The sequence below is a fragment of the Shewanella sp. SM87 genome (assembly GCF_025653705.1).
Lineage (GTDB): Bacteria > Pseudomonadota > Gammaproteobacteria > Enterobacterales > Shewanellaceae > Shewanella > Shewanella oncorhynchi.
Genome location: NZ_JAKKSC010000005.1, coordinates 63,609 through 87,041 on the forward strand (window position 1 = coordinate 63,609; position 23,433 = coordinate 87,041).

Annotated in this window: 18 protein-coding genes and 1 tRNA gene; 13 read left to right on the plus strand and 6 right to left on the minus strand. The window is 44.2% G+C overall.

From position 1 onward, the window contains the following. Window positions 1–16 precede the first annotated feature (16 nt). From dapA to nadE, 10 genes are all read left to right on the plus strand, one after another. Window positions 17–901, plus strand: coding sequence for a 4-hydroxy-tetrahydrodipicolinate synthase (gene dapA, locus L5M11_RS05575; RefSeq protein WP_028759649.1), 885 nt, complete (start codon window positions 17–19; stop codon window positions 899–901). Between the two features lie 3 nt (window positions 902–904). Continuing rightward, window positions 905–2,002 carry an outer membrane protein assembly factor BamC gene (gene bamC, locus L5M11_RS05580; protein WP_198572357.1) on the plus strand — a complete coding sequence of 366 codons (1,098 nt, stop codon included), beginning with the start codon at window positions 905–907 and terminating at the stop codon, window positions 2,000–2,002. A gap of 368 nt (window positions 2,003–2,370) precedes the next feature. After that, the gene (locus L5M11_RS05585) at window positions 2,371–3,453 is read left to right on the plus strand and encodes an efflux RND transporter periplasmic adaptor subunit (RefSeq protein ID WP_263186705.1); all 1,083 of its coding nucleotides are present in this window, start codon (window positions 2,371–2,373) and stop codon (window positions 3,451–3,453) included. After that, window positions 3,450–6,545 carry an efflux RND transporter permease subunit gene (locus tag L5M11_RS05590; protein ID WP_263191585.1) on the plus strand — a complete coding sequence of 1,032 codons (3,096 nt, stop codon included), beginning with the start codon at window positions 3,450–3,452 and terminating at the stop codon, window positions 6,543–6,545. Before L5M11_RS05585 ends, L5M11_RS05590 begins: the two co-directional genes overlap by 4 nt. Window positions 6,546–6,726: 181 nt before the next feature. Then, the gene (gene htpG / locus L5M11_RS05595) at window positions 6,727–8,640 is read left to right on the plus strand and encodes a molecular chaperone HtpG (RefSeq protein WP_263186703.1); all 1,914 of its coding nucleotides are present in this window, start codon (window positions 6,727–6,729) and stop codon (window positions 8,638–8,640) included. Window positions 8,641–8,824: 184 nt separating this feature from the next. Next, entirely contained in the window at window positions 8,825–9,688 is an 864-nt protein-coding gene (locus L5M11_RS05600; RefSeq protein WP_173244305.1) for a co-chaperone YbbN, read from the plus strand. Between the two features lie 140 nt (window positions 9,689–9,828). Then, entirely contained in the window at window positions 9,829–10,473 is a 645-nt protein-coding gene (gene adk / locus L5M11_RS05605; protein WP_028759655.1) for an adenylate kinase, read from the plus strand. Between the two features lie 112 nt (window positions 10,474–10,585). Next, entirely contained in the window at window positions 10,586–11,590 is a 1,005-nt protein-coding gene (hemH, locus tag L5M11_RS05610) for a ferrochelatase (protein WP_263191587.1), read from the plus strand. 163 nt (window positions 11,591–11,753) lie between these two features. Next, window positions 11,754–13,058, plus strand: a complete 1,305-nt coding sequence (locus L5M11_RS05615; RefSeq protein ID WP_028759658.1) for an inosine/guanosine kinase — start codon at window positions 11,754–11,756, stop codon at window positions 13,056–13,058. Between the two features lie 201 nt (window positions 13,059–13,259). Further along, window positions 13,260–14,090, plus strand: coding sequence for an ammonia-dependent NAD(+) synthetase (gene nadE / locus L5M11_RS05620; protein WP_263191589.1), 831 nt, complete (start codon window positions 13,260–13,262; stop codon window positions 14,088–14,090). Between the two features lie 117 nt (window positions 14,091–14,207). Here nadE and L5M11_RS05625 read toward each other — a convergent pair whose 3' ends face one another. Further along, the gene (locus tag L5M11_RS05625) at window positions 14,208–14,708 is read right to left on the minus strand and encodes a DUF6942 family protein (RefSeq protein WP_263191590.1); all 501 of its coding nucleotides are present in this window, start codon (window positions 14,706–14,708) and stop codon (window positions 14,208–14,210) included. 253 nt (window positions 14,709–14,961) lie between these two features. Here L5M11_RS05625 and L5M11_RS05630 point away from each other — a divergent pair, with 253 nt between their 5' ends. Together L5M11_RS05630 and L5M11_RS05635 are read left to right on the plus strand one after the other, a co-directional pair. Further along, entirely contained in the window at window positions 14,962–16,491 is a 1,530-nt protein-coding gene (locus tag L5M11_RS05630; protein WP_263191591.1) for an alpha/beta hydrolase, read from the plus strand. 311 nt (window positions 16,492–16,802) lie between these two features. After that, window positions 16,803–16,879 (plus strand) — tRNA-Pro (locus L5M11_RS05635). 365 nt (window positions 16,880–17,244) lie between these two features. Here L5M11_RS05635 and L5M11_RS05640 read toward each other — a convergent pair. The 4 genes from L5M11_RS05640 to L5M11_RS05655 form a co-directional block, all read right to left on the minus strand. Beyond that, window positions 17,245–18,456, minus strand: coding sequence for a DUF819 domain-containing protein (locus L5M11_RS05640; RefSeq protein WP_263191592.1), 1,212 nt, complete (start codon window positions 18,454–18,456; stop codon window positions 17,245–17,247). A 43-nt stretch (window positions 18,457–18,499) separates the two neighbouring features. Beyond that, entirely contained in the window at window positions 18,500–19,381 is an 882-nt protein-coding gene (locus L5M11_RS05645) for a LysR family transcriptional regulator (RefSeq protein ID WP_263191593.1), read from the minus strand. A gap of 123 nt (window positions 19,382–19,504) precedes the next feature. Further along, window positions 19,505–19,972: a porin gene (locus tag L5M11_RS05650; RefSeq protein ID WP_263191594.1), complete on the minus strand. Its 468-nt coding sequence runs from the start codon at window positions 19,970–19,972 to the stop codon at window positions 19,505–19,507. Next, the gene (locus L5M11_RS05655) at window positions 19,963–20,532 is read right to left on the minus strand and encodes a porin (RefSeq protein ID WP_263191596.1); all 570 of its coding nucleotides are present in this window, start codon (window positions 20,530–20,532) and stop codon (window positions 19,963–19,965) included. The genes L5M11_RS05650 and L5M11_RS05655 overlap by 10 nt, the downstream gene beginning before the upstream one ends. A gap of 226 nt (window positions 20,533–20,758) precedes the next feature. Between L5M11_RS05655 and L5M11_RS05660 the strand changes: the two genes are divergently transcribed. Beyond that, on the plus strand, window positions 20,759–22,528 hold the full coding sequence (locus L5M11_RS05660) for a flavocytochrome c (RefSeq protein ID WP_263191598.1): 1,770 nt from the start codon (window positions 20,759–20,761) through the stop codon (window positions 22,526–22,528). 466 nt (window positions 22,529–22,994) lie between these two features. Here the strand turns inward: L5M11_RS05660 and L5M11_RS05665 are convergent, their stop codons facing one another. After that, on the minus strand, window positions 22,995–23,420 hold the full coding sequence (locus L5M11_RS05665) for an efflux RND transporter permease subunit (RefSeq protein WP_411569227.1): 426 nt from the start codon (window positions 23,418–23,420) through the stop codon (window positions 22,995–22,997). Window positions 23,421–23,433: the final 13 nt, after the last annotated feature.

A 23,433-nucleotide genomic window follows, 5' to 3' on the forward strand; every position in this document is an offset into this window, starting at 1 on the left:
TCTTGGGGAAAGTCAGATGATAAACGGAAGCATCGTAGCCTTAATCACGCCAATGAACAGTGATGGCTCAGTAGATTTTGCAAGTCTTGAAAGGTTAGTCGAATTCCATATTGACCAAGGCACAGATGCCATTGTGGCCGTTGGTACTACTGGCGAGTCAGCGACTCTGCCTATGCCTGAGCATGTAGCGGTCGTTTCACAAACCGTTAAATTTGCTGCGGGACGTGTTCCTGTCATTGGTGGCAATGGCGCCAATGCCACATCTGAAGCCGTTGAGCTCACCAAGTCCTTATCTAAGGTGGGTGTTGCCGCTATGCTTGGTGTAACGCCATATTATAATAAGCCAACGCCTAAGGGATTGATTGCGCATTATAAAGCCGTGGCCGCTAGCACAGATATTCCACAAATTCTTTATAATGTTCCAGGCCGAACTGCCGTTGATATGCTGCCAGAAACTGTTGCCGAGCTTGTTAGCGTGAGCAACATTATTGGTGTAAAAGAGGCGACCGGTGACTTATCCCGTGTAAAACGTCTGCGCGAACTGTGCGGCGACGATTTCCTCTTGTATAGCGGTGATGATGCCACTGCCAGAGAGTTTTTACTCTTAGGTGGAAATGGCGTAATTTCGGTGGCTAACAACATAGTACCAAAGGCTTTTAAAGCTATGTGTGATGCGGCGCTCGCGGGCAATGCCGAGCTGGCTCAGAGCATAGATACCCCGCTACGCGGTTTGTATAGCACACTGTTTTGTGAAGCCAACCCTATCCCAGTAAAATGGGCTGCCCATCGTATGGGTTTGATTGAATGTGGCCATATTCGTTTACCTTTGACTGAACTTTCTGAGCAATGTCATGGTCTGTTGATAGAAGCAATGACTCGTGCCCAGATAGAGGTTAAATAATTAATGTTAAAGAAAGTCACTCCACTGATCTTAGTTGCTGCTGTTGCAGCCTGTAGTTCGCCACTTGATCGCCGCCAAGCGAACGGTAACGACGACTATGTTCAGGCCGAGCAAGCGCCTTTGCTTAAGATCCCCGCGGGATTAAAAACGCCACCCTACAATAAAGAATTCGATGTACCAGCACTGGGTTCTAAAGTGAATGCTTCGCTGTATGGCAAAAACTTAGATATTCGTCCGCCACTGCAAGTACTGCCAATGGCGGAAGGTACTCATGTGGAAGAGGGCAGTGACAACATTAAAATCGTGGTTGAATCCATCGACAATGCTGTGGATTTGAAACAAGAAATCTTCACAAACTTAGATGGTTTCTTTGCTCAAAAAGGTATTGCTGTTCGTAGCCGTGATTTTGACAAAGGCAACGTAGAAACCGATTGGATTGAAAGTCGTGAAGTGATTGAATCGAGCATGTGGGGTGCGGATAAAGTTTATCTGTTGCGCCAACGCTATCGTTTTGATGTGGAAACGCGTCCACATGGTCGTACTGCCAATATCGTTATTCACTTAGTTGAACACGAAGAGTTCTACGACGATAAAGCGCAACAAGTTTTATTAAGCGGTGAAGATAAGCAAAGATACACTATTGATATGCTGAACAGCGCCATTGCGTATATCAGCGTTAAGCGCGATCAAGCGATCCAATCGAATCGTTTGAAGCAAACCTTAGGTATTAATGTTGATCTCGTGACGCCTGAAGAAGGTAAAGCTTACTGGTCTGCTAAAGCCTCTTATAAGCAAGTGTGGGATCGTCTACGCATAGTGCTACCAGAAATGGGCTTTGAAATTGCCGATATGGATAGTGCTAAAGGATTGTACTTTATCAAGTTTGACGATAACTCTGGTTTCTGGAGTTCATTGTGGGGCGAAGATAAGTTAGCACTGAAAGAAGGTAGCTACCGTTTACTGCTTGAAGATGGTGATACTCCAGAAGAAACGAAAATCTTCCTTCGCGATAACGAAGATCAGCCATTAAGCGATGAAGTAGTTAGCAATGTGTACCAGTCACTGTCAAACCTGATGAAAGAAGAACGTCAAATACGTTAATTTCAGCAGTTGACTAGAAAAGGGCGAATTATCGCCCTTTTTTATTGGCTGCAATTTGAGTTTTAAGCAGGGGATTGTCGATTATCTAGGCGATCTGTGTTGCAGAATTAAATTATCTATATACCAATCTTTTTCAAATGGTTTTAGTGATAAATGTTGATTTAGTGGCAATAAGTAAAATTAATCACTTAACAACATTGTTATCGTACTGCATTCTGGCAACTCAACCATTGATATCGCCAAAGACACTTAATCATACATATTTTGCGCTATCAGCGTAATTTGTAAGAAAAAGTAAAACGTATTGATGCGATGATGTGAGTGAGTAAACTAGCAGTCATTAATGCGAGTCATTCCTTGGAAGCCCGATGAAAAAAATTATTCTAATAATCGCCATATTGGCCGCGGCATGGTTTGGATACCAAGCCATGCAACCGCAAGAGATTACTGCAGCCCAGATTAAACTCATACCTAATGTGGTGATTGCCACTGCCGCTATGGCGCCCATTCGCGATGAAGTTGAAGCTATTGGTAGCAATAAAGCCACAGAATCTGTAACGATAACGCCTAAAGTCACCGACATGGTGATAGCGCTTAAATTTGACGACGGCGATATCGTTAAAAAGGGCGAGTTATTAGTCCAACTGCAAAATGCTGAGCAGATCGCTAAGGTTAAAGCCGCGCAAGTCAAAGTCAGTGATAATCAACGTGAGTTAGCTCGGATCAGTTCGTTGGTGACTAGCCGCACTGTGGCCGAGTTAGAACGCGATAGATTACAAACCCTTATTGATACCACCCGTGCCGAGCTCGAACAGGCGCAATCATCACTCAATGATCGCAGTATTCTGGCGCCTTTTAATGGCCGTTTAGGCTTACGTCAAATCAGTGTGGGCAGCTTAGTGTCGCCCGGCACTGTGATTACGACATTGGATGATATTTCTACCATTAAGCTCGATTTTTCAGTGCCAGAGCGCTTTATTCAAGATTTAGAGCCAGGTAAAAAGGTTGAAGCCAAAGCGGTCGCTTTCCCTGATGTGACTTTCAAAGGTGTGGTGACATCGATTGATAGCCGTGTGAATCCAACCACGCGCACAGTGATTGTTCGCGCCGAAATCCCCAATCCTGATCTGCGTTTATTACCGGGCATGTTGATGAAGGTCAAACTCATCAAGCGTAGCCGCGAGGCCTTGATGTTGCCTGAATCTGCCATTATCCCGATCCAAAACAGCCATTATGTTTATAGCGTCAATGCCGACAAGGTGATTGAACGTAAACAAGTCACTATTGGTATTCGCACCCGTGGCTGGGTGGAGATCTTAGACGGTTTAGCCTTGGGCGAAAACGTGGTGATCCGCGGCTTACTGAAAGTTCATCCTGGGGATAAAGTGCAAACTGAGTTCGCGGAAAAGTTTAGTTATCTTGCCGATACGAACGCGGAGCCAAGTGTATGATCCTTACTGATCTCTCGGTCAAACGTCCCGTATTTGCCTCAGTGATCAGCTTGCTGCTGGTTGCTTTCGGGCTTGTCTCCTTTGATAAATTACCCCTGCGCGAATACCCAAACATAGATCCGCCAGTGGTATCTATCGACACGAATTACCGCGGTGCCAGTGCTGCTGTGGTGGAAAGCCGCATTACCCAATTGATTGAAGACAGGATCAGTGGCGTCGAAGGGATTCGTCACGTGAGTTCATCGAGCAGTGATGGCCGCTCATCGGTTACCTTAGAGTTTGATATTAGTCGTAATATTGAAGATGCAGCTAACGATGTGCGCGACAGGATATCAGGTTTACTCGACAATTTACCCGATGAAGCTGATCCCCCAGAAGTACAAAAGGCCAATGGCAGTGATGAAGTGATCATGTGGCTCAATCTCGTGTCGGATCAAATGACGACCCTAGAATTGACCGATTACACCAACCGTTATTTGTCGGACCGCTTTTCGGTGGTCGATGGTGTGGCGCGGATGCGTATTGGTGGCGGTAAGGTTTACGCCATGCGCGTTTGGCTTGACAGACAAGCCTTGGCCTCTCGCAGTTTAACGGTTGCCGATGTTGAGGCCGCGCTCAGAGCTGAGAACGTCGAGTTACCTGCAGGTTCGATAGAGTCGAAGGAGCGGCACTTTACAGTGCGACTGGAGCGGGGTTATCGCACTGCCGAAGATTTCGCAAACTTAGTGATCACCCAAGGGGAAGACGGTTATTTAGTCAAACTGAGCGATGTCGCACGGGTGGAAATTGGCTCTGATGAAGAGCGGATTATGTTCCGTGGCAACGAAGAGGCAATGATAGGTTTAGGCGTGTCTAAACAGTCAACCGCCAATACGTTAGAAGTGGCGCGCGCAGTGAATGCGCTGGTTGACAAAATCAACCCGACCTTGCCAGCGGGGATGTCGATTAAACGCAGCTACGATAGCTCAGTGTTTATCGAAGCCTCGATTAAAGAAGTGTATCAAACCCTGTTCACAGCGATGATTTTAGTGATTATCGTGATTTATCTGTTCCTTGGCAGCGTGCGCGCTATGTTAATCCCCGCGATCACTGTGCCAGTATCTTTGCTCGGCACCTTTATTGTGCTGTATGCGCTAGGTTATACCATTAACCTCTTGACCTTATTGGCGATGATCCTCGCCATCGGTATGGTGGTGGATGATGCGATTGTGATGCTGGAAAACATCCATAGACGTATCGAAGAAGGAGATTCCCCACTCAAAGCTGCTTTCCTCGGTGCGCGTGAAGTGGCTTTTGCTGTTATCGCGACCACACTCGTGTTGGTCGCGGTATTTATGCCAATCACTTTCCTTGAGGGTGATTTAGGTAAATTATTTAAAGAGTTTGCCGTGACCATGAGTGCGGCTGTGCTGTTCTCTAGCCTAGTAGCGCTCACACTCACGCCCATGATGTGCTCTAAGTTGCTTAAGCCGAGCTCGCAGGATTCTTGGTTGGTGCGTAAGGTCGACGGCATAATGACAAAAGTGTCAAACCGGTATCAATTGTCCTTAAAATCCGCCATGGCCCACCCGATATTGGTGTCGATTCTGGTGTTAGTCGCATTAGGTTCTAGTGTCTATTTAGTCCAAAAAGTACCGCAAGAATTTGCGCCACAGGAAGACCGTGGTTCGTTATTCTTGATGGTCAACGGGCCACAGGGCGCGAGTTACGAATACATAGAATCCTATATGAATGAAGTGGAAAACCGCTTGATGCCATTGGTCGAAACGGGTGATATCAAACGTCTGCTCATTCGTGCCCCCCGTGGCTTTGGCCGCGCGGCGGATTTCTCTAACGGTATGGCAATCATAGTACTGGAAGACTGGGGCAAACGTCGTCCAGTAAAGGAAGTTATCGTCGACATTAATAAGCGTCTTGCCAATCTCGCCGGAGTGCAAGCGTTCCCTGTAATGCGCCAAGCCTTTGGTCGCGGTGTAGGTAAACCTGTGCAATTTGTGATTGGTGGTCCTAGCTACGAAGAGCTTGCCCGCTGGCGCGATATCATGATGCAAAAGGCGGCACAGAATCCCAAATTATTAGGATTAGATCACGATTATAAAGAGACTAAGCCTCAACTTCGAGTCGTCATCGACAGAGACAGAGCCGCGAGCCTTGGAGTGTCGATTTCAAACATTGGCCGTACGTTGGAATCCATGCTGGGCTCACGCTTAGTGACGACGTTTATGCGTGACGGTGAAGAATACGATGTGATCGTTGAAGGCGAGCGCGATAATCAAAATACGGCGGCGGATCTGCAAAATATCTATGTTCGTTCCGAGCGCAGTCAGGAGCTTATTCCGCTGTCTAACTTAGTGACTGTGGAGGAGTTTGCCGACGCCAGTTCGCTGAACCGTTACAACCGTATGCGCGCGATCACCATAGAAGCCAGTTTGGAAGATGGTTATAGTCTAGGTGAAGCCCTTGATTATATGAATCAATTGGCGCGTACCTATTTACCAGCGGAAGCGGTGATTAGCTACAAGGGCCAATCCCTCGATTATCAAGAGTCGGGTAGCTCTATGTACTTCGTATTCATCCTTGCACTGGGGATTGTATTCCTCGTGCTCGCGGCGCAGTTTGAGAGTTATATCCACCCTGTGGTGATCATGCTTACTGTGCCGCTGGCTACCGTCGGCGCCTTAATTGGTTTGTGGCTTACGGGGCAGAGTCTTAATATTTACAGTCAGATAGGCATTATTATGCTGGTCGGGTTAGCCGCGAAAAATGGCATCTTGATTGTCGAGTTTGCTAACCAATTACGGGATAAAGGCGTTGATTTTGATAAGGCCATTATCCAAGCGTCAGCGCAGCGGTTACGACCTATCTTAATGACAGGGATCACCACTGCCGCTGGTGCCGTGCCATTGGTGTTGGCGGTAGGCGCAGGTGCTGAAACTCGTTTTGTGATTGGTGTGGTTGTGCTATCGGGGATTTTACTGGCAACCCTATTCACTATCTTCGTGATCCCAGCCGCCTATGGACTCTTTGCCCGCAACAGCGGATCGCCCGAAGCTATCGCCCAACAGTTAGAAAAAGAATTAGCCCAAGACTAACGCCTCGTGCAGGTTGATGTTGGAAGCATACATATAGGCGCTTGGTATTCATCAAGCGCCTTATTTTTCGCCATTCGAACCTCGTTTTAGCCCTTGCCCTTGAAAAGCAAATTTGGAGCCCCATTTAGTAAACACTAAGCGTTACTTTTACCAAATTGCGTAACAAATAAAGGAAAATTTCATGTCACAACAAGAAACTCATGGTTTTCAAACAGAAGTCAAACAGCTGTTGCATTTGATGATCCATTCTTTGTATTCCAACAAAGAAATTTTCTTGCGTGAACTGGTCTCCAACGCTGCGGATGCGGCGGACAAGCTGCGTTATCTGGCGTTGACCAATGACGCACTCTATGAAGGCGACGGTGAACTGCGAGTCCGTATCAGTGCCGATAAAGAAAAAGGCACTGTGACCATCGAAGATAACGGCGTGGGTATGACCCGCGACGGCGTGATTGAGCATTTAGGCACAATCGCAAAATCAGGCACCGCTGATTTCTTTAAGAATCTATCGGGCGAATCCTCAAAGGATTCCCAGCTAATCGGTCAGTTTGGTGTTGGTTTCTATTCGGCTTTTATCGTGGCGAAAAAAGTCACTGTTCGCACTCGCGCTGCCGGTCATAAGGCCGATGAAGCCGTATTGTGGGAATCAGAAGGCGAGGGTAACTTCACCGTTGATACCATCACTAAGGCGAGCCGTGGTACTGAAATTACGCTGCACCTGCGTGACGAAGAAAAAGAATTTGCCGATGATTGGCGCCTGCGTTCGATCATCACTAAATACTCAGATCATATCTCTGTGCCAGTCGAAATGTGGCAAGAGGGTACGCCAGAGCGTGATGGTCCTGATGGCGAAAAAATTCCTGCGACCGAAGGTCAATGGAAAGTCATGAACAAAGCCACGGCTTTGTGGATGCGCAATAAAGCTGACATCAGTGATGAAGAGTATCAAGAGTTTTACAAACACATTTCCCACGATTACACCGACGCACTACTGTGGAGTCATAATCGGGTAGAAGGTAAGCAAGAATACACTAACCTATTGTATATTCCTGCAAAAGCGCCTTGGGATATGTGGAATCGCGACCGTAAACACGGCTTAAAACTGTTTGTGCAACGTGTGTTCATCATGGATGACGCCGAGCAATTTATGCCATCTTATCTGCGCTTCGTGCAGGGCTTAATTGACTCAAACGATCTGCCGCTGAACGTATCCCGCGAAATTCTGCAGGATAACCACGTGACTAAAGCGATGCGTACTGGTATCACCAAACGTGTGCTTGGCATGCTGGAAAAACTGGCGAAAGACGATGCGGAAAAATACCAACAGTTCTGGGCTGAATTTGGGCAAGTGCTGAAAGAAGGGCCTGCGGAAGATTTCGCCAACCGTGAGCGTATTGCTGGCTTATTGCGTTTTGCCTCGACCCACACGGGCAGTGCTGCGCCGACTGTGTCACTTGATGACTACATCAGCCGCATGAAAGAAGGTCAAACTAAGATTTACTACATTGTTGCCGACAGCCATGAAGCCGCAGCTAACAGCCCACATTTAGAGTTGTTACGTAAGAAAGGCATTGAAGTCTTACTGATGTCAGAGCGTATCGACGAGTGGCTAATCAACCACTTAACTGAGTACAAAGAGAAACAACTGCACTCAGTGACCCGTGGTGATTTAGAACTTGGCGAGCTGGAAGATGCATCTGAAAAAGAAGCGCAAGAAAAGCTTGAGCAAGAATCGGTAGCTTTAGTTGAACGCATTAAAGCGGCATTAGGCTCAACCGTTGCTGATGTGAAAGTCACGTCACGCTTAACCGACACTCCAGCCTGTGTGGTGGCGGGTGAAGGCGAAATGTCGACTCAGATGATTAAGCTGATGCAAGCTGCGGGTCAACCTGTGCCAGAAGTGAAGCCGACATTTGAGATCAACCCAGCGCACCCATTAGTATCGCGCTTAAATGATCTTCAAGATGAAGCCGCCTTCGCGGATTGGTCAAATCTGCTGCTGCAACAGGCGCAATTATCTGAAAAAGGTAGCCTTGCGGACCCATCGGCCTTTATCAAGCTGATGAACCAAATGTTACTGGCTAACATGAAGTAAATGACTATCGGGGCCCTTCTTTGAACGGCCCCGATATTGTTTCTAGTGCAGGAAGAGTGGTTTGCGCCTAGCCTGTCACTCAATTCGTTAGCGGTAAGACTCGATTTTAAGACTTGGTTCTAACGCTTAGTTTTAAAAGAATAAGGCCTCCCATGATTGAGGCCTTAAACGTTAAGGGAATACTATGGATAATATCCTCAGTCTGACTAAAGACAACATTCAGCAAGTGGTTGACGCCTCGATGCAACAGATCGTGGTGTTAGCATTTTGGGCACAGCCACAGGAACAAAGTGTGGCTATGCTGCGCACCTTAGAGCAAATTGCCGCGCAAAATGCGGGTCGTTTCGTGCTCGCTAAAGTCGACTGTGAAGCCGAATTAGAAATCGCCAATTACTTTCGCATTCAAAGTCTACCGACCACGTTAGTATTGGATAAAGGTCAGCCTGTCGATGGTTTTGCTGGCCTGCAAGATGCGGCGCAAGTCACAGCCATGCTGGATAAACATTTGCCGCTTATGTGGCAGTTACAGTTAGCACAGGCCAAAGCATTGCTCGCCTTGAGTCAAGTAAGTGCAGAAGATCTTGCTACTGCGGCTGTGTTGCTTAAAGAAGCACATACAGGGTCAAATCAAGCGGGTGAGGTGAGTCTAGTGCTTGCCGATGTGTATCTGATGCAGGGCGAATTAGTGCTAGCACAAGCCATGCTTGAGAAAGTAGGGCTTGCCGACCAAGATGGTTATTACCAGAGTTTAAAAGCTAAGCTCGCACTGGCCTTAGATGCGGCGGATACCCCTGAAATTCGCGATTTGCAGCAAAAGTTTGAGCAAAATCCAACAGATTTAGTGTTATTACTCGAGCTGAGTAAGGCATTGCATGCTGCTCACCGCGATGATGAAGCATTAGAACTGTTATTCGGTGTGCTCAGTAAAGATTTAGGTGCTGAAAATGGCACAGTAAAACAAGTATTTATGGAAGTATTAACGGCACTTGGCCAAGGTAATCCCATAGCCAATCAATACCGCCGTAAGCTCTATACTTTGCTCTATTAATGAAAAAAATCGCTTAGTAACCGTAGTTTATTTGCGGTTTCTGAGGCTAAAGTCGAAGCTAAAACCCTTCTCAATGGCGGCCAGATGTGCGAAGATCGCCGCCCTAAGAAGAATATCAATGCGAAAAGAGGACTCTTGAGATGCGCATTATCCTATTGGGCGCCCCAGGTGCCGGTAAAGGTACCCAGGCCCAGTTCATTATGGAACAGTATGGTATCCCACAAATTTCCACTGGTGATATGTTACGTGCCGCGGTAAAAGCGGGTACTCCACTGGGTTTGGAAGCGAAAAAAGTGATGGATGCTGGTCAACTGGTTTCTGATGATCTGATCATCGGTCTGGTTAAAGAGCGTATCGCACAGGAAGACTGTGTTAAAGGTTTCTTGTTAGACGGTTTCCCACGTACCATCCCACAGGCGGATGCGATGGCGGCAAACGGTATTAGCATTGATCACGTGATTGAAATCGACGTGCCAGACGAAGAAATCGTTAAGCGCATGAGCGGTCGCCGTGTTCACCCAGGTTCTGGCCGTGTTTACCATGTGGTTTTCAATCCACCTAAAGTGGAAGGTAAAGACGACGTGACGGGCGAAGATTTAGCTATTCGTCCAGATGACGAAGAAAGCACAGTGCGTAAACGCCTCGCGATTTATCACGAGCAAACTAAGCCGCTCGTTGAATACTACGGTAAAGTGGCTGCCGCTGGCCAAACTCAATACAACAAGTTTGACGGTACTCAATCGGTTGCGGCCGTGAGTGAGCAGTTAGCTAGGGTGTTGAAATAACCGAATAAAGGTTAATTTACGAGAACAAGTTCTCATATTAAGAAAAAGCCTGCCGATGCAGGCTTTTTTTATGGGTATCGCAATGTTAGCCTCCAAGTGAACTTCATTAACCATGAGCCTAACGTTGAATCCTTCCCCTGCTTTTGGTGTGTTATTGGTTAACCTCGGCACGCCTGATCAACCTAGTCCTAAGGCCGTTAAACGCTTTTTAAGGCAGTTTTTAAGTGATCCGCGTGTCGTCGATTTATCGCCGTGGATTTGGCAACCGCTGCTAAACGGCATTATCCTCAACACCCGTCCGACGAAAGTCGCCAAACTCTATCAAAGCGTGTGGACGCAGGAAGGCTCGCCCTTGATGGTGATAAGTGAGCGCCAAACACAAAAACTGGCGGTAGACTTAAGCGCTACGTTTAACCAGACCATTCCGGTTGAACTGGGCATGAGTTACGGTAATCCCTCCATCGATGCGGGATTTGAACGCCTGAAAGATCAAGGAGCAGAGCGTATTATTGTGCTGCCTTTGTATCCCCAATATTCCTGCTCGACGGTGGCAAGTGTGTTCGATGCCGTTGCCCGTTATCTTAAAACCGTGCGTGACATACCGCAGGTTCGCTTTATTAAAGACTATTTTGACCATAGCGCTTATATTGCTGCGCTGGCACACAGTGTGACGCGCCACTGGAAAACCCATGGGCAGGCCGACAAGTTGCTCTTGTCATTTCATGGTATTCCACTGCGTTACGTGAAAGAGGGCGATCCATACCGCGAGCAGTGTTTTGTCACGGCTAAATTGTTGGCACAAAAACTTGAGCTGAGCGAGTCGCAATGGCAAGTGTGCTTCCAATCGCGCTTTGGTCGCGAAGAATGGTTAACGCCCTACGCCGATAAATTACTGTCCGAGTTACCTGCGCAAGGGATCAAAAGTGTCGATGTGATTTGCCCTGCGTTTGCGACCGATTGCCTCGAAACCTTAGAAGAAATCTCCATTGGCGCTAAGGAAACCTTTTTACATGCGGGTGGCAGCGACTATCGGTTTATCCCTTGTTTGAACGACGATGAGTTACACATTGAATTATTACGGCAATTAATCCAAGAACAAGCGGTATCTTGGGTATAGGAGCACTGGCTTCGAACTGATTTTGTGATAGAATCTGCGCCCTTCCGGCTAAGGGGTGGTTTTTTTGTCTCGCTAGCCTAGACTCAATATTTTTAGGATGCTGCTTGGCTTGACCGCCTCGGCAGACGCCAATTAGCATGGATGCCAGGAAAAGAGAGCCACTATGAAGTTTCCCGGTCAGCGTAAATCTAAACATTATTTTCCGGTTAAAACCCGAGATCCGCTGCTTGAACAGCTGACTCAACAGCCTCAGCCGTTTGCGACTTATATCAGCGGTATTGATCAAACCTTAGTGGATATCGAAGCGAAAGTGGAAGACGAATTGCTGAGCCGTTATGGCTTGCCCAAAGGCAATTCTACCTTGATCAATGATGAACAGGCCCACAGACTCTACACTGAGTTAAAAATTCATGGTTTGATTAGCGATGAATTTGCTGGTGGCACTATTGGTAACACAGTGCACAACTATTCTATTCTGGCTGATGACCGTTCAGTGCTGTTTGGGGTTATGAGTCAGAATATTGAAGTGGGCAGTTACGCTTACCGCTATTTATGTAATACCTCTTCTAAAGTCGACCTTAACTTTCTACAACCTGTAGATGGTCCTATCGGTCGCTGTTTTACCCTGATTTCTGAGTGCGGCGAGCGAACATTTGCGATCAGCAAAGGCGCTATGGATAAACTCACACCTGAATTTATCGATAAAGACGTGGTGCAGGGCAGTTCAGCCTTAGTGTTGACCGCGTATTTGATGCGCGCCAGTGATGGCGACCGTATTACCGATGCGGCCATGTGCGCTATCGAATATGCAAAAGCCGCCGAAGTTCCCGTGGTATTAACCTTAGGCACGCGTTTCTTGATTGAAGAAGATCCACAATGGTGGCAAAACTTCATCAAAGAACATGTCACCATTTTGGCGATGAATGAAGACGAAGGTGAAGCCTTAACGGGTTCACGGGATCCTCTGCTTGCCAGTGAAAAAGCCTTGGAATGGTGCGACATGGTATTAACCACAGCGGGTCCAATCGGGCTTTATACTGCGGGTTATACTGAAGATTCTGAAAAACGCGAAACGACTCACACGCTGTTGCCGGGTGCTATCCCTGAATTTAATCGTTATGAATTTTCCCGTCCAAAGCTTAAAAGTGACTGTGAAACACCAATCAAAGTCTTTGCCCACATTTCACCTTACATGGGCGGCCCTGAAAAAATCGGTAACACTAATGGCGCTGGCGATGGCGCATTATCGGCGTTATTGCACGATCTGGCGGCCAATACTTTCCACAAGACTAACGTGCCAGGCTCAAGTAAACATAAGCGTGATGGACTATGTTATTCCTCGTTTTCTCAAGTGTGTAAGTACGCTAACCGCGTCGCCTACGAAGTCTTAGCCCAGCATAGCCCGCGTTTATCCCGTGGTTTACCTGAGCGCGAAGATAGCTTAGAAGAATCCTACTGGGAAAGATAAGTCGATAGCTGTATTGGTATTAAGCTAACTGATTTACGCTAGGGCAATAACGGCAAACCGTTGTTGCCCTTATTTTTATGGCATTTATCAGCAATCAATCAGCCAAGCGCTAATTTTAACTACAGGCAGTTGCGAATAAATGTTAACGTTAGTTGGGTTCAGGTAGTCCAAATACAGCGATAATTTAAGGTGGAATTTTCGGTGAAAGCGCAAATCTTAAGAGAAATGAAGGTACTCACGGCCATAGAGCCTGAGTTCGAAGTGCAACGTCGTGTCGCGTTTATTAAAACCAAACTAAAAGAAGCGCGTAGCAAGGCATTGGTATTAGGGATCAGCGGTGGGGTGGATTCTTCTACTGCTGGGCGTTTGTGTCAGTTAGCGGTGGACAGTTTAAACCAAGAAAATAGCCAAGGCGGTTACCATTTTATCGCTGTGCGATTACCCTATCAGATCCAAAAAGATGAGCATGAGGCGCAATTAGCCTGTCAGTTTATTCAGCCCTCTAAGTTGGTCACTGTGAATGTGCATCAAGGCGTTGATGGTGTGCATAGCGCTACCGTTGCTGCGTTAGTCGAAGCTGGATTGCCTTTGCCCGATGTGGCGAAGGTTGATTTTGTGAAGGGTAACGTCAAAGCCCGTATGCGGATGATAGCTCAATACGAACTCGCTGGACTCGTAGGTGGGTTAGTGGTGGGGACAGATCACAGTGCCGAAAATATCACAGGTTTTTACACTAAATGGGGCGATGGTGCCTGCGATTTAGCGCCATTATTTGGTCTTAACAAGCGCCAAGTTCGCCAACTCGCCGCGTATCTTGGCGCGCCAGAATCGTTAGTCTATAAAGCGCCGACCGCGGATTTAGAAGACAATAAACCGTTACTCGAAGATGAAGTCGCGCTTGGCTTAACCTATGCGCAAATCGATGATTTCCTTGAGGGTAAAGACGTCGGCAAGGCGGTTGAAGACAAGTTAATTGGTATTTATAAGGCGACGCAGCATAAACGTCAGCCTATTCCAACCATTTACGACTAACCCTGAATCGTCCTTGAATATGCACTCGTTTGAACTCTGTTCACGAGTGCTTTTTTATGCCTTTGTTATTTGGTGACTAATGCTGTGGTGACAGCCGTTACCACAATCATAATGGAATTATTTACTGTGTTGGGGCTCTGGCGTTGCTAAGTGTTGCCGTGTCAGGGCGATCAGCTGGTTTGGGTATTGGCGATAATCCAAATAGGGCGTGAGTAAAAAATGCTGTCCTAGCGAAGATGGCAGCTTAAGTGCAGTTATGGATTTATTTTGGGCAGTTAAATGCTGCGCACCGAAATCGTTCACGGACATGGTGAGCCCTAAAGCATTTGCGGCCACTTGCCCCGCAATGAGATGAATCTTAGCCTTTGCCATCAGCTCTATAGCGCCTATGCAGATCATTTCATTTTGCTTGAGTAACACTTGGTCACGATAGCTGCGCCAGTCATCTCCAACCGTACTTATTTTGGCCATAATAGTGAAGATCTTACGCCAATGATTGCCATTGAGAGCTATAAGAGTCGCGACAGCGTCTGGCTGAGTGTAATGCCAGTTCTCAGGTACCAGCGGCGCGGTAGGAAGATAGTAGGCGAACCTAGCGTGTGGATTACCGATTATCATCGAGAATGTATAAGTTTCGTTGGAATAAGACTATTTTCGATCCTAACCCGATTAAGGCCTATGCGGCTAATAAAATTGCGAGATGAGTAAATTGGGGTGACTAAATTGAAGTGACTAAATTGGAGTGACTAAATTGGAGTGATTAAATTGTACTGTTTACACTAGTAGATTTTATCGCGGTAAAACGTTTGAAGGATGTTTTTATCTACCCGTATAATCTAGTTGCACATTTTATTTTCATGTAGGAACAGCGATGAAGGCTATCATCATAGGTTCGACAAAACACCTATTTTTAGCTGCAGTGTATGCGAGTACTGGCATAGTGGTGGCGTTACTCGCGACAGGGATCTATTTTCTTAATGCGCGCCCTGAGCTGTCACTTTGGCATACGGTTGAGCTAAAAAATGAGTTCCATTACAATACCAAACTTGCCAATTTTAATGAGTACTTAGCGCTAGAAGAGCGCCTATTCGCCGAAGTTGAGCGCAAAGTTGTACAGAAGATTCCTGCCTCTGAACTATCTCCCGTGAATCGCTATGTTAAAAATAGCTTATCCGATCCTGCCCATTGGCCACAAAATTGGAATCGCAGTTATGAATGGCCTGTGGCTAATGCCGAATTTGGAGTATTACTGCTCCACGGTATGTCGGATTCGCCCTATGCTCTATCTAATGTGGCGGCGCACTTTAAAGGTAAAGCCCATGTACTCGGTTTAAGATTGCCAGGACATGGCACGATTCCAAGTGGATTGACTGAGCTTTATTGGCAAGATCTGGCCGCAGCGGTGAATTTAGCCACAGCGCATATGCGGCAAACTCTGAAAGATAAACCATTATTTGTGGTGGCTTTTTCGACGGGTGCCGCCGTCGCGCTGAACCATGAGTTAGAACGTATAAGCCATGATAAAGCCCCTGATTATGATGGAATGATTTTTATCTCTCCTGCGATAGGGCTAGCGCCATCTGCGGCGGCTGCACGCTGGCAGAGTTGGATAGGACGATTGTTGGAGCTGGATAAACTGCAATGGAACAGTATTCAAGTAGAGTACGATCCCTTTAAATATACCTCTTTTGCGGTTAATGCGGGCGATGTAGTTTATCAATTAGCCCTGCGTAACCAAGGTTTATTGGCAGGATTAACGCCGAAGCAACGGGCGCAAGTTCCGTCGATACTCACCTTTCAGTCGGTAGTGGATGCAACCGTTTCAACCTCGGCAGTGGTGAATCATCTTTATCAGACATTGCCAGAAAATGGCCACGAACTCGTGCTGTTCGACATGAACCGACTCGATGTGAATGCCAAAATGGTGTCCAATGATCCGCTTGCGGGCTTATTGGCGAACATTAATAACCCTGAGTTACATTATCGCGGCACTGTGGTGGAAAATATCAGTAATGAAACCACGCAGGTTCAGGCGCGATACTTTGATTTAGATGAACTGGGTTTAGATGAACAAAATTTTGATACACAGGATATAGACACACAGGGTAAAGTGCTCACTCAGGTCAGTGAAAACGTGCGGATATTAGATTTATATTGGCCTGCAGGCGTGTATTCCTTATCCCATGTTGCGCTACCTTTTGGCATAGATGATGGGCTTTATGGCGCCGTGATCCAGCCTGATTTACATAGGATCCAAATCGGAGCCTCAGCTTCGCGGGGAGAGCGCGGCTTGTATAGCGTGTCAGCGTCTGAAATGTTACGACAGAAATGGAATCCATTTTTCCCGTATTTACTCGAGCGCATGGATGAGTATCGACTCGCCCATATGCACTCGCATTGAATGATGATTTAGTAAACGGGTGTCATTATGTCTGTTCTGCAGCTAAATCCTGTTTGAGTATGGACGTAATCAGTATCGAGCAATCATTATCGACGAAAATTGTGTCATTCAGAACATAAACTAAGCAGTTGATCAAAGAGATGTAATGAAGCCCTTGCGCAGTTGCGAGGCAATTGCTACAGTTCTGGCTCGCTTAAGATAAACCCCATAAACAGTATCTTAGGTGATAAGTAATTGAGCAAAAACCGTAAAGATTATCGCTAAACAATATTTAGCTAAGTCAGCACAGGTATGCAATATACTTAAAAATTCGGTATGTAGCGCAGCCCGGTAGCGCACTGTCATGGGGTGTCAGGGGTCGGAGGTTCGAATCCTCTCATACCGACCAAATTCCTCTTTTTATAAGAGTTAAAAAGCCTGCAAACTTAATCGTTTACAGGCTTTTTTATTTTTATGCGATTTTTAAGTTCTTTTTAAGCATACCAAAAGACTTAGGTATATGTATGGTAAAGTGTCTCCAGTTTGAATCATGAAAAACATAACAAATATGGGCAGGCTGCGCGTAGCTGCGACTTTATCCCAGTGTTGAATCACACCGAGGTTTGATTGATAGGGGGTAATGGATAGGTTGTATAGTTAAATAGAAATTTGCTGAAAGCTTTGGGTAGTGCTTTGAAGATTCAGGAGTGGCATTTATTGGGAGCAAAAAATTAGTTGGACACACTTTTTGTTCCCATCTTATGGTTGAATAAACTACATTAAAAAACCCAAATACCACGCCAACAAAGACGCCCAAGTATAACCCCAAACTGCCATCAATAAAGCAGCGGAAGCCAGCCTTGGGTGAAAAGCGCTGGCGATAACTGGTGCAGAAGCCGCACCACCAATATTACACTGACTCGCGATCGCGAAGTACATGATAGGTAATCGAAAAAATACAGTAAAAATAAATAAGATAATAATGTGTATAGAGAACCAAATAAGAGCGATACAAACGTAATAGGGCGCGGCGCTCAATGCGCTAATATCAAAGTTCAACCCCATCAACATTATCATGATATAGATTAAAAAAAGAGCTATTTGCTGAGTTTCCTTGACTAACACATGTCTTGCATTTGTTAAAGAAAATAATAATCCTAAAAAAGTTGCAATTAATACTGACCAAAAAAATTCAGAAGTAAGATTGTATTTAAATAAGTGTGGGAAACTATTAGCGATTCTTGTTGCAAGGAAGGATGATAATTTTTCACTAAAGAGAATTACAATGAAAAAAGTCAAGCTCAATATCAGAATCCAATAATAGCTTGTTTGTTTTACTATCACTTTACGTTTGATGTCAGTGCAAAATATCGGTCTATAGCTTTTATCAGCTTTCAGGAAATCATCGATTTTATCTTGGCGTTCTGCAATGAAAAGTAATATAACCATCCATATACCGGAAAAAAGAATATTAATAGCCATCATTACCGCAAATACGGCATCACCGACACTGTGGATTTCTTTTACAGCCAATTGATTGGCGGTTCCGCCAATCCAGTTTGCCATCAGTGTTGACATGCCTTTCCAAGCAGCATTATCTCCCTGCCAGACGAGTTCGTTCGGAAAAAATATAGAGCCCAACCATAGGCTTAATGGACCGCCAATACAGATGCTCACAGCACCTAGTACGTACATACCGAGAAGTTTTTTTCCCACTAAACTGAGAGCAAAGAAATCGGTACTTAAAATCAACAAAAATAAACAACCGGGCATTAAGTGTGTTTTTGCCATTTCGCTAAGTTGACTATGACTTGCATCAATAATATTTAGCGAGCTAAAGATGGCAGGTAAGGCGTAGCACATTAGCATCAGTGGAAAAATACGATAAATTTGCTTAAAAAGTGTAATAGAGGATGTGTGTGTATAAAATAAACTACATAGTAAAAAGACTAAAAAAAATCCTATTCCAAGATCTGATGATATCAATTTAATTCACCTAGTAAGAATAGCTGGTATACATTATTATATTTTACAGTAGCTTAATAAAGGCTAGGAAACTCATGCTTAATGCAGATAATTCTTCTCCTTCACGCTGAATTGACCAATAAGTTCGTTTATAATCCCATCCATCCATAGGTAATAAAATAAGGTCTTTTCTTGCTAATTCAGCGTCAATCGCTAATAGGGGTAATACACTCAAACCTATACCTGTTCCAATTGCCCTTTTAATAGAGCCAATGGTTGACATGCAGATTTCATCACGAACGTGGATATTTAAGCTTTTTAATAACTGAATTGCACGAATTCGAGAGAACGATGATTCATGGTCGAATATCCACAATTGTTCACTAAGCCAAGATTTTGTATTTAAACCATTCGCAGCAGGATGAGTTACGCCACACACAATGCAAAGATTATCTTGTAACCAATGCTCACAAATGAGATTTTTACTCGCGGGTTTAGCATCAATAAAGCCTAAGTCTAGTTCTTTTTCTGAAACCATTTTTTCAATAACTAAACTATTGTCAATGACTAGTTTTATTTTTACATCGGGATATTGGTTCTTAAATAATGGAATTTTTTTAGATAATACATAGTTACCAGTAGTCTTACTGCTCCCAATGGTTAACGTCCCCTTAATGCCATGTTCAGGGAATGAAAATATATTTTCTAACTCTTTTCCCTTGGATAGCATTTCATTAGCATAAGGTAATATTATTTCTCCATGCGCATTTACAACCAAACCTCCCGCCACTCGCTCAAATAATCTGCAGCCTAAAGAGCTTTCTAATTCTTTAAGTGCCATACTCACAGCAGGCGTTGACATATGAAGCACTTTTGCCGCTTTTGAGATCTGCCTCTCAGAATGTATGGCTTTAAAGATCATCAATTGTCTTAATGTTATCCGCATCTTGTGCTCCGCGAGGGAAAAATCAGTTATACTAGCAGTATAATAGTTTAAAATGATAAATAATTAACATGATAAATATCTGATTTTTATAAAGCGGCTATTTAGCCGCTTTATCTATAGAGGTTAAAATAGATATCTTGTAGATACAAAAATGAGAGTATCATCAAACTCAGTATGTCCTTTGGCGTCAGTATAATCACCATCAAAATAGGAAATACCTACCCCAAAAGTCAAATCCTTTTGAGCCTTAAAATCAACGCCTACAGAATATTGACTTGCATCACTCTCTTTTAGTGTTTTTAGATCTGCTCCGGCATTTTTTGTCACTTTACCCAGCCCAGCATCATCTTTTAAATATTGAAATTTTATATCATATTTATTAATAGGAACAATCATACTTAACAGATAGGAGTTACCTTTAATATCATCATAAATACTTGACTCAGAGTGCTGGTACATAGCCCCCAATTTTACGGATGAAATAGTAACACCACCCACCAGTCTTGTTGCCTCTAACTGGTTCAATCCATCAGCATAGGCTATTGAAATATAGTGACTATTCTTTTTAAGTGCTGCATCGCCTAGGGACAAGCTAATTGCATAATTGTTTTGTTTATCAGAAAGTTCTGGATTTTTTTGATTAAAATCCTTATCAAAACATAACTGATACCCATAGTAACACCTGCGACCTTAGCGCTATTTAATGTTACCGAATCGCCTAATCTATCGTTACCTGCAATGATCATATTCATATCGCTTGAGGTAATATTAAATAAATCTACTTTACCTTCAGCACTTTTAAAAACGGTATCATTTCTTCCGAAAACAGCCGAACCATAGTTAGTTTTAAAACCTAAGTAAGAGTTCCTCGGTTTGAAAATATTAGAGTCATCGTTATCAAAGCTTTCTATCCCAGCTTCAAATTTATATAACAAGCTAAAATTATCATATACACTATACTCACCTTTAACGCCTAAATATGATGCATAATTTTCAAGGGAAAATCCATCAACTTTCTCGTTACCAGAAAGACCATTACTTGAGTTGGCCACACCAAGCCACAGTCTTCCATAAAAATCTAGTGGCTCAGATAAAGCTGGAGTTGAACAAATTAAAATAAAACTAAAACCAATATATTTAGTGTTTTTCATCGACATCACCTTTTTAGAATGTAAAAGCAATGCCATATTAGAGATTTAAGCAAACACATCTCCGCTTTAGATCACATCTAATCAACAAAAATATCGAGTTAAGCATAACTTAAAGTGTGTTAAGTTATATTTAACAATTTCAATTTATTGCTCAATGTCACTATTTAAAAAAATTAAGAAACTATCATCACGCCAAATCTTACCAAAATAAAAACTGGAGAATTGCATGAAGATAAAATACTTGAGTATTATTGTCTGTTCGATTTTAACGGCGTCATCATGGGCTGCTGATAATAAAAATGATTTAGCATCATTCCATAAAGATGTTAATGGTTGTAAAACCTGCCATACAGCACCCAATAAAGTGAGCGATAGTGAGACATTTGAAAATAAACAATGTAAATCCTGCCATGGTGATTATGGAAAACTAGCTAATCCTAAACTAGAAATTGACCCACATTCTTCACACTTAGGTGATATTAATTGTACGTCTTGTCATAAAGGACATGAACAACCAAAATTATATTGTAATGAATGTCATTCATTTAAAGGGCTCGACATGCCTTTTAATAAAGCCAAATCTAAAGAACCGTGGGACAAAGGTTGGGATAATGAAGCAATAAATAAAGCGATAGCTGCAGGTCCTAAAGAAACAACGGATGTGATTGTTGTTGGAGCCGGTAGTGCTGGGTTTAATGCTGCGATTGCAGCTAAAAAGGCGGGGGCTAACGTTATATTGCTTGATAAAGCACCATTTAGTGGTGGTAACTCTATGCTCGCCGCAGGCGGGTATAATGCTGTGGGTACAGTGCAGCAAAAAGATCATAAAGTCGATGATAAAATCGAATGGTATGTCGAAGATACAATGAAAGGCGGTCGATATGCTAACGACTCTAAATTGGTACAAATATTAGCGGAGCAATCGGCTGATGGCATTAAATGGTTAGAATCTTTGGGCGCCAATATGGATGATTTAAAACGCTCTGGCGGCGCTAGAGTCGATAGAACACATCGCCCATCTGGTGGTTTAAGTGTTGGTCCACATATTATTGATGTACTAAGAAAAGCATCGGATAAAGAAGGGGTTGATACAAGACTCAACTCCAAAGTTGTTAAACTGGTTGTTGATGATGAACAAAAAATTGTGGGTGTTGTCATCCACGGTAAGCACTCTGGTCACTATATGGTTGCAGCTAAGTCGGTTGTTTTAGCCACCGGTGGTTATGGGTTTAACAAAGAAATGATTGCTTTTTATCGCCCTACATTTAAAGGCATGACAAGTTCAAATAATATCACTTCAACTGGGGATGGTATTGAACTTGCTAAAGCAGTCGGTGCAAGTATGACTGATATTGATTGGATCCAGACACATCCAACAGTAGGAAAAGATAGCCGTATATTAATTTCAGAAACGGTTCGAGGTGTCGGGGCCATAATGGTTAATAAAGAAGGCAATCGCTTTATCAATGAATTAACGACTCGAGATAAAGCCTCCGATGCCATTCTAAAACAACCTGAACAATATGCTTGGCTAGTATTTGATAATGAATTATATAAAAAAGCTAAAATGGTTCAGGGGTATGATCATTTAGAAATGCTTGAAAAGGCCAATACTGTTGCAGAGCTTGCAAAAATAACAGGAATGACCCCAAGTGTTTTAGACAAAACTATCACAAACTACAACCATTATTTCAAACAGGGTAAAGATGAGGCATTTAACCGTGAGCAGATGCCGCTATCAATAGAAAAATCTCCTTATTATGCCGTAAAAGTTGCTCCTGGCATCCATCATACTATGGGGGGAGTTGCCATTGACACTAAAGCTGAAGTACTCGATATACAAAGCCAACCGCTCAAAGGTTTATTTGCGGCGGGAGAGGTGACTGGTGGTGTTCATGGGTATAATCGACTGGGTGGTAACGCTGTCGCTGATACTGTGATTTTCGGTAAAATCGCAGGGACAAATGCTGCCAAACATGCTCTAAATACAAAGTAATGCTAAATCAGTGAGAGACTCGTTATTGTCTCTCACAACATCTCAAGTTTTATTCATCGTAAAAATTAGCAATAAAATTATTGCTTGAGTTAAAGTACTCCCCTGCTATTTTTTTGAGAGGCTAATGTAGCCTCTCTTTTTTATTTGTCGGCAGCATTAGATATCAGGATTTTGCTCACTTTTCGATGGCTTCATCTTTTTAGATAGCGCGGGAATATTGGCGAATTGTACTTACTCTGTCGATAAATCGAATAATACACTGTCGGCGAGTCCAGCATCGCACGGCTTCTTAGAGAACCGATTACAGATTTGAGCGTCGGAACCATAAGCCGGATACGCAGTAACGATTACTATCACTGAACCTATATTTCCAGTGTTTAAAATTATTACACATATATTGACCAGCTTTAATGCTCAATAGGATGGTGTTGTTAGACTTTCCTACAGAGCATCAAAGCGGGTGAGGCTATTTGGCTGTATTATGCCGCGCAAGCCAGGCACTCAAGCGCTCTTGTGTGCCGATGACAAAGACAAAAAACGCCGGTACGAAGAATATTGCCAGCAAGGTACCACTGAGCATGCCACCGAATACGCCAGTACCGATAGTATGTTGAGTTTCGGCGCTGGCACCGCTCGCCAGCATTAAGGGTACTACTCCGAGAGTAAATGCCAATGACGTCATCAGAATGGGACGTAGACGCAAGCGTGCAGCAGTCACTGCAGCGTCTATCAGCGTATGGCCCTCGGCGTGCAATTGGCGGGCGAACTCGACGATGAGGATAGCATTTTTTGCCGATAGGCCGAGGTGGTGGCTAGGGTGCAGGCGGTACTGCGACGCGCCCGCACAGACACGCCCATAAATACCCAAATGTTGCGCGTCGGCCCGTTCCAAATCGACTTAGACA

Bases quoted from the DNA above. Each gene is read 5' to 3' on its own strand.
- dapA (WP_028759649.1), top strand. From the start codon at position 17: ATGATAAACGGAAGCATCGTAGCCTTAATCACGCCAATGAACAGTGAT.
- bamC (WP_198572357.1), top strand. From the start codon at position 905: ATGTTAAAGAAAGTCACTCCACTGATCTTAGTTGCTGCTGTTGCAGCC.
- L5M11_RS05585 (WP_263186705.1), top strand. From the start codon at position 2,371: ATGAAAAAAATTATTCTAATAATCGCCATATTGGCCGCGGCATGGTTT.
- L5M11_RS05590 (WP_263191585.1), top strand. From the start codon at position 3,450: ATGATCCTTACTGATCTCTCGGTCAAACGTCCCGTATTTGCCTCAGTG.
- htpG (WP_263186703.1), top strand. From the start codon at position 6,727: ATGTCACAACAAGAAACTCATGGTTTTCAAACAGAAGTCAAACAGCTG.
- L5M11_RS05600 (WP_173244305.1), top strand. From the start codon at position 8,825: ATGGATAATATCCTCAGTCTGACTAAAGACAACATTCAGCAAGTGGTT.
- adk (WP_028759655.1), top strand. From the start codon at position 9,829: ATGCGCATTATCCTATTGGGCGCCCCAGGTGCCGGTAAAGGTACCCAG.
- hemH (WP_263191587.1), top strand. From the start codon at position 10,586: ATGAGCCTAACGTTGAATCCTTCCCCTGCTTTTGGTGTGTTATTGGTT.
- L5M11_RS05615 (WP_028759658.1), top strand. From the start codon at position 11,754: ATGAAGTTTCCCGGTCAGCGTAAATCTAAACATTATTTTCCGGTTAAA.
- L5M11_RS05625 (WP_263191590.1), bottom strand. From the start codon at position 14,708: ATGATAATCGGTAATCCACACGCTAGGTTCGCCTACTATCTTCCTACC.
- L5M11_RS05630 (WP_263191591.1), top strand. From the start codon at position 14,962: ATGAAGGCTATCATCATAGGTTCGACAAAACACCTATTTTTAGCTGCA.
- L5M11_RS05645 (WP_263191593.1), bottom strand. From the start codon at position 19,381: ATGCGGATAACATTAAGACAATTGATGATCTTTAAAGCCATACATTCT.
- L5M11_RS05655 (WP_263191596.1), bottom strand. From the start codon at position 20,532: ATGAAAAACACTAAATATATTGGTTTTAGTTTTATTTTAATTTGTTCA.
- L5M11_RS05660 (WP_263191598.1), top strand. From the start codon at position 20,759: ATGAAGATAAAATACTTGAGTATTATTGTCTGTTCGATTTTAACGGCG.